Here is a 6,416-nt window from a genome sequence, read left to right as displayed (position 1 = left end):
CTTGGTGTTCATGCCGCCCTTTGTCCGGCCAATCAGGCGTCCACGCCCCCCTTTTTCACGCCCATGCTGGTCGCTGTTCGGTGTGCCTTCAGGTAAGTGGCGTCGATCATCACAGTCTTCTTTTCGCCATGCTCGGCGGCCAGACCGGCCATCATCCGGGCGAAGATGCCCTTGTCACTCCACCGTTTCCAACGGTTGTACAGCGTCTTGTGCGGCCCATAGGCAGCAGGGGCATCGCGCCACCGTAAACCATTGCGATTGATAAAAATAATTCCACTCAACACGCGCCGATCATCAACGCGGGGTTTGCCGTGTGACTTGGGGAAGAAGGGCTCAAGACGCGCCATCTGCGCATCCGTCAGCCAGAAGAGATCAGACATGTTCACCGCTCGTTTTTCGAACTGTGAATCACGCGGCCAACCGGAAATCAATGGGTCCTGACCCTAGGAAGGCAGTGGCCCAAGAGCCGTCACCGGCGCTGCTGCGCGGGCTGATCTTCACCGAAACCGGCGTAGCCATGACCCCGCACCACACCAAGAAGGGTACGCGGCGTTATCGCTACTACGTCTCGATGGACGTGATCAAGAAACGACCCAAGGCCGAGCTGCGCGGACCGCAGCGGCTGCCGGGTGGCATGGTCGAGGATGCCGTTGTCGGCGAAATCCGTCGCCTGCTGCGAACCCCGGAGGTTGCCGCGCGAGTGTCGCGCACCCTCCGCAAGGATCGGCCGGACCTTGGCGAGGCGGACATCAGCGCATCGCTCTCCCAGTTTGACGAGATGTGGAACGCGCTGATCCCGGCCGAACAGGCGCGCGTGGTCCGGCTCTTGGTGGCGCGGGTCACCGCCAGCGAGGCCGGATTGGCGGTCGACCTCCGACATGAGGGCTTGGGCGCGATTGCAGCACTCATGGCCCCGTCCAATCCGGAGGTGGCGTGATGGCAGAGCAAGAAACCCTGCGCGTCCACATCCCGCTCACCTTGCGCAATCGCGGCGGCAGACCCCGCATCCTGCCGCCCAAGGAAATCGAGGTGGCCATGGATCGCGGCCAGGATGCCCGGCTACTGCGCGCCATCGGTCGCGCGTGGGCATGGCGGCACAGGCTGGAGCAAGGTGATGTGAACACCATTGCTGATCTTGCCAGAGAGGAAGGTATCTCTGACCGCTATGTCAGCCGCGTGATCCGACTGGCATGGCTATCGCCATCGGTGCTGGAACGGCTGGTGCTGCGGCGCGAGCCGACGGTGCTGTCGATCTTCGACCTCTGCGGCGTATCGGAACTGCCGTGGGCCGAGCAACCGGGTCGGGTGTTTGATTGAGGGTCAGTGAAAGCTGGCCTGAAAGCTCGTGGCGGTCAGCGACACGTGGGCGTCCAGCGGCGGGCGCAGTTCGAACGCCTTCGGTTCCCGTGAAAAGTGATAGAGCCGCATAAGGCACCAGTCCGCCCGCCGTTCGTCGGCAACAGCCAGCTCATTCCGCGAAATATGGAAAGGTGTGCGTTCCCAGCCGTTGGTCGTCTTCACTTCGATCAGACGGGGCCGACCATCCGGCGCATAGCTGGCGATATCATACCCCGCGCCATCGCCATCCTCCTCCGAGACCCATCGCACCTTTGACGCAAGATCAGAGCGCCCGGAGCCAGCCAGCACCGCTTTCTCATGCGCCAGCGCGCGTTCCTCTCCCGCCCGGCCAAGCGCGCGGTTGCGCTCGTCACGCTCCGCTACATCGAATTTGCGGGCGGTGGCGATGGTTTGCTCAAGTTCAGCCGGAGGCGGTTGGTTGCTGAGCGTCGGGGGCGGTCCAATCCAAAGTTGAGCCGCCTCGCGGAGGCCCATCGCGGGCCGGTCCGGAATGCGGGACAGCCAGCCGGGGTTGAGTTCCAACCAACGCGCCACCGCCTCTTCTAGTGTGCCCTGGTAGTTTTGCGCGGGCTTGTAGCCGGGGATCCAGTCCTCTCCGAGTGCCCGGAGAACCGCGCTGATGTTCTGGTGCTTGAACTCAATCGAACTGCGGTTGCGGTCGATCTGGGCCTGAAGATCGCGATTGTGCGCGGCCTTGTTATAGGACTGACCAGCGAAGTCCGCAGCCAGCATCGCGAAGTAATCCGCGACGATCAGGTCATTCTCTGCATCTGTCCAAGGCCCGTTCGACATGCGGCCAGGCTAGACGCGGGAAAATCATTTGTCATCAGCGGTTTCGGTTGGGGGAATGGGATGCAAACCTACCCTAGCAATCCGCCAATCTACGCTGGCATCCCGAGCAACGCGCCTACCGCGTGTTCTGGCTATGTTGCTATCGATGTCGTTCGGAACGCACGTTTAGGTTTTGGCGGGGTTCAGGGGCAGGGCATTGAAAGGTAACGAGAAAACGAGACCGAACCGAAACGGGTGAGGTTCGCCCAAACTGAGACTGAGGGTCATTCTGAGCCCAGCTTCGGCTAGGCGGCGCGTCTATGAGGTTCGGTCGGTTTCCGCAATCCCCTTTGATAACACGGAAAAATCCGTGCCCGTCAGGGCGGTGTCACTGGTTCGCAATGGGGGTAATGGCGGAGGAGCCAGTCTGGAGCTATCCCGTCTCTGCAAAATTCCCTGCAAACAGGGAAAATAACAGGGTAATTCCGCTGTTTTCGGGCATTTGACGGCAATATCGACGAAAATCCCCGAGAGTATTCAATGAGTTATTGGGAATTTCCCTACCGAAAAGAACAGGGAACTTTTTCGGGCTGAACAAGGTAATTTTCAAATCGAGCAGGGAACCTGGTCCCCGCCAGTATCTCGGTGGCAGCTTCCAGCCGATGCAGACTTCCGGTGCCACTTGAACCGCGCCGCGCAAAGAAGAATCTGGTATCGTTTAAAGGACTCTTAGCTTGATAAATGACCGTACCCGGACCTCTGCGACGCCGGCGAAGGATGCTTTTGTCCTGTCGCAGGTGGAGGTCGAATTCGGTGGCGGATCCAGAGTTTTCAGACCGAGCGCGCGATGGCCCACCCCTTGTCCGGGCGGCAGAGTATGTGCGCATGTCAACGGATCACCAGCGCTACTCGACCGAAAACCAGGCGGCGGCAATCCAAGCCTATGCCGCAAGGCGCGGCATGGAGATCGTCCGCACCTACGCCGATGAAGGAAAGAGCGGGCTGAGGATCGAAGGCCGGGACGCCCTGAAACAGTTGATTGAGACCGTCACTTCTGGAAGCGCGGATTTCGACGTCATCCTTGTCTACGACATTAGCCGTTGGGGCCGTTTTCAGGACGCAGATGAGAGTGCCTACTACGAATATATCTGCCGGCGCGCCGGGATTGACGTGCACTATTGCGCCGAACAATTCGAAAACGACGGCAGCCCTATGGCCACGATGTTCAAGGGCTTCAAACGCGCCATGGCTGGCGAATACAGCCGGGAACTGTCCAGCAAAGTCTTTGCCGGGCAATGTCGCCTGATCGAGAAAGGCTTCCGCCAGGGTGGCCCGGCAGGATTTGGTTTGCGCCGCCTACTTATCGATCAGAACGGCGTCCCCAAGGCAACGCTTGCCCAAGGCGAGCACAAGAGCCTGCAAACTGATCGAGTCATACTCGTGCCGGGCCCCGAGGATGAAGTAGCCATCGTCCGACAGATCTACCGCGCCTTTGTTTCCGACGGTCAGAACGAAGCGCAGATCGCCGAAAGGCTGAACGAAAGCGGCATTCTGACGGACCTTGGCCGGCCGTGGACGCGGGCCACCGTTCACCAAATTCTGATCAACGAAAAGTACATCGGCACCAACGTCTGGAACCGCATGTCCTTCAAGCTCAAGAAAAAGCGCGTCCGCAACGAACCCGACACTTGGATCCGGGCGCCAAACAGCTTTCCGGCAATCGTGGATCCCGCACTCTATGAAGCTGCCAACCAGATCATTTCCGCCCGTTCGGCCCGCATGTCTGATGAGGAAATGCTCGCTGCTCTACGTGCAGTTCTGGAGCACCAGGGTGCGCTTTCGGGCCTTATCATCGATGAAGCCGACGAAACCCCTTCGAGCAGCGCTTACAGCCACAGGTTCGGCAGTTTGCTCAGGGCCTATCGTCTCGTCGGCTTCCGGCCGCGACGTGACTACCGCTATATCGAGATCAACCGAGAACTCCGCCTTATCCATCCCGAGGTCATTGAAGAGGTCTTGAACGGGATCACCGCCGCGGGTGGCGCAGCATCACGCGACCCAAAGACAGATATCGTGACCGTCAATCGCGAGTTCACCCTGTCTTTGGTCATCGTCCGTTGTACTCGGACTCCAGCCGGCTCGCTGCGTTGGCGGGTTCGGTTCGATACCGGGCTTGTGCCAGACATCTCGGTCGTCATTCGAATGGACGAGCTCAACCGAAAGCCCTTCGATTACTTCCTTTTTCCACTCCTCGACATTGGCACCCGCAGACTTCGTCTCGCCGAAGAAAACGGCCTGGCCCTCGATGGATACAGGTTTGACACCCTTGATCCGCTCTACGCACTTGCCGAGCGCAAAACTCTCCGGGAGGTAGCATGACTGACCAGCCCCGCCCCCAGCATCTTCAAATGATCCCGATCGACCAGATCGAAGTTCTGAATCCCCGTGCCCGAAACAAGCGCCTGCATAGGGAAATCGTGGACAACATCGATGCCGTCGGGCTCAAGCGACCGGTGACCGTTCGCAGACACCCTGACGACCCCGAGTGCTACGACCTGGTTTGCGGCGAGGGCCGGCTGGAAGCCTTTCGACTGCTTGGGCAGGAGAAGATTCCGGCAGTCGTCATTGAGGCGGAGGAAGCGGACTGCATGGTGATGAGCCTGGTGGAGAACATCGCAAGGCGCCAGCATCGTCCGATCGATCTGATGCTCGAGATCGGCAACCTGCACCAGCGTGGCTACACCGATGTCGACATCGCCGAAAAGATCGGCTGCACACAGAGCTGGGTGAACATGATCGTCACCCTCCTCGAGCGCGGCGAGGAACGGCTTGTGGCGGCGGTCGAAACCGGCCTCATCCCTGTCAGCCTCGCCGTCGACATCGCCCGTGCGAAAGGCGACGACGTGCAGACTCTCCTGATGGACGCCTATGAGGCTGGCCAGATCAAGGGCAAAAAGCTCGGCAAGATCCGACGTCTGCTGGACCAGCGGCTCTCGCAGAAGAAGACTGTGCCGGATAGTGGCTTGGGTCGGCGAGGTGGAAGCCGCAAGCTCACCCAGGCCGATCTGATGAAGCTCTACCAGCGAGAAGCCGACAAGCAGCGCATCCTGGTCCGGAAATCCGATGTTACCCAGGCCCGGCTGATCTTCATCGTCGAAGCTCTACGGGATCTGCTTTCTCAGGGGGAGTTTCCGGAGCTTCTCCGCGATGAAGGCCTCATCGACATGCCCAGAGCTCTGGCCGACCGTCTGATGCCGGAGCCAGTCCGATGAGCGTCGATCGCCGTGGCATCAATGCCGTCAAACTTGCCTTCGAGCCCGACACCATCGACCTCGCAATCGAACAGCTTGTTCCTCTGAAGGTGCTGCGCCCGGGCGCCAAGGAGAGCAAGAAATACGCGCAGATCCGAGGCTCGATTAAGGCGATCGGGCTGGTGGAGGCTCCGGTCGTGGCGCGCAACCTTGATGACGCAGCGAAGTTTTTCCTGCTCGACGGCCACATGCGGATCGAGGCCCTGAAAGACCTCGGCATCCAGCGTGTCGAGTGCCTCGTCTCCACCGATGACGAAACCTACACCTACAACAAACGGATCAACCGGCTGGCGGCGGTGCAGGAGCACAGCATGATCAAGCGCGCGATCGCACGTGGTGTGCCAGAAGCAGCAATCGCCGAGGCACTCGGACTCAATATTGAAACGATCTTTCGGAGAACCCGGCTCCTCAATGGGATCTGCCCGGAAGCCGTGGAGGTGTTGAAGGACACGTCCGCGCCCATGGCGGTATTCGACATCCTGCGACGCATGGGTCCGATCCGGCAGGTGGAAGCGGCCGAGCTCATGGCGGGTCAGAACAACTACTCGGTTCAGTTCGCCAAGGCGCTTCTGGCGGCGACGCCGGACGCAGCACTTGCTGTTCCGCGCCGAAAGCCACCGAAGCGAGAGGGTCAGGTTTCGACCGAACAGATGGCGAAGATGGAGCGCGAACTGGCGAGTCTGCAGACCCAGGTGAAATCCTTCGAAGAGACCTACGGTGTCGACACGCTGCACCTCACGGTAGCGCGAGGCTATATCCGAAAACTGCTCGGCAATCCGAAGGTGGTGTCCTGGCTGGGGCAGCACCGCGGTGAATATCTTGGCGAATTCCGTTCGCTCACAGACTCCGAAGGTGAAGGCTCCGATCGAACGATCGGCTGAAGGCGATGGGGACCCGGACCCGACAAGCGCGGGGACCACAGGAGACGCCGCACGGTGGGGCGGATCGAGTGTGGTGATGGGGAGGACGGCGAAC

6 protein-coding genes and 1 pseudogene are annotated in these 6,416 nt (G+C 60.3%); 5 read left to right on the top strand and 2 right to left on the bottom strand.

The features are described from left to right. A pseudogene (locus tag BLV97_RS17160) lies at window positions 1-380 on the bottom strand (IS5 family transposase); the annotation flags it as partial. 74 nt (window positions 381-454) lie between these two features. Between BLV97_RS17160 and BLV97_RS17155 the strand changes: the two are divergent. Together BLV97_RS17155 and BLV97_RS17150 are read left to right on the top strand one after the other, a co-directional pair. After that, window positions 455-937, top strand: a complete 483-nt coding sequence (locus BLV97_RS17155) for a recombinase zinc ribbon domain-containing protein (protein WP_176992667.1) — start codon at window positions 455-457, stop codon at window positions 935-937. Then, window positions 937-1,317: a hypothetical protein gene (locus BLV97_RS17150; protein ID WP_035838524.1), complete on the top strand. Its 381-nt coding sequence runs from the start codon at window positions 937-939 to the stop codon at window positions 1,315-1,317. The genes BLV97_RS17155 and BLV97_RS17150 overlap by 1 nt, the downstream gene beginning before the upstream one ends. Window positions 1,318-1,320: 3 nt before the next feature. Here the strand turns inward: BLV97_RS17150 and BLV97_RS17145 are convergent, their stop codons facing one another. Next, complete coding sequence (locus tag BLV97_RS17145; RefSeq protein WP_035838522.1) at window positions 1,321-2,151, bottom strand: protein NO VEIN domain-containing protein; 831 nt, start codon at window positions 2,149-2,151, stop codon at window positions 1,321-1,323. 756 nt (window positions 2,152-2,907) lie between these two features. On the opposite strand from BLV97_RS17145, the gene BLV97_RS17140 reads away from it, so the two are divergent. From BLV97_RS17140 to BLV97_RS17130, 3 genes are read left to right on the top strand one after another with little or no spacing between them, the layout of a single operon-like run. Next, window positions 2,908-4,509, top strand: a complete 1,602-nt coding sequence (locus BLV97_RS17140; RefSeq protein WP_280138209.1) for a recombinase family protein — start codon at window positions 2,908-2,910, stop codon at window positions 4,507-4,509. Further along, window positions 4,506-5,402: a plasmid partitioning protein RepB C-terminal domain-containing protein gene (locus BLV97_RS17135; RefSeq protein ID WP_210184807.1), complete on the top strand. Its 897-nt coding sequence runs from the start codon at window positions 4,506-4,508 to the stop codon at window positions 5,400-5,402. Before BLV97_RS17140 ends, BLV97_RS17135 begins: the two co-directional genes overlap by 4 nt. Beyond that, window positions 5,399-6,322: a plasmid partitioning protein RepB C-terminal domain-containing protein gene (locus BLV97_RS17130; protein ID WP_035838517.1), complete on the top strand. Its 924-nt coding sequence runs from the start codon at window positions 5,399-5,401 to the stop codon at window positions 6,320-6,322. Before BLV97_RS17135 ends, BLV97_RS17130 begins: the two co-directional genes overlap by 4 nt. Window positions 6,323-6,416 lie beyond the last annotated feature (94 nt).

The organism is Allgaiera indica (genome assembly GCF_900106675.1).
Classification (GTDB): domain Bacteria; phylum Pseudomonadota; class Alphaproteobacteria; order Rhodobacterales; family Rhodobacteraceae; genus Acidimangrovimonas; species Acidimangrovimonas indica.
This window is presented reverse-complemented; position numbering and strand designations above follow the sequence as displayed.

Coding starts and splice junctions, on each gene's coding strand:
- BLV97_RS17150 (WP_035838524.1), top strand. CDS start 937: ATGGCAGAGCAAGAAACCCTGCGCGTCCACATCCCGCTCACCTTGCGC.
- BLV97_RS17145 (WP_035838522.1), bottom strand. CDS start 2,151: ATGTCGAACGGGCCTTGGACAGATGCAGAGAATGACCTGATCGTCGCG.
- BLV97_RS17140 (WP_280138209.1), top strand. CDS start 2,908: ATGCTTTTGTCCTGTCGCAGGTGGAGGTCGAATTCGGTGGCGGATCCA.
- BLV97_RS17135 (WP_210184807.1), top strand. CDS start 4,506: ATGACTGACCAGCCCCGCCCCCAGCATCTTCAAATGATCCCGATCGAC.
- BLV97_RS17130 (WP_035838517.1), top strand. CDS start 5,399: ATGAGCGTCGATCGCCGTGGCATCAATGCCGTCAAACTTGCCTTCGAG.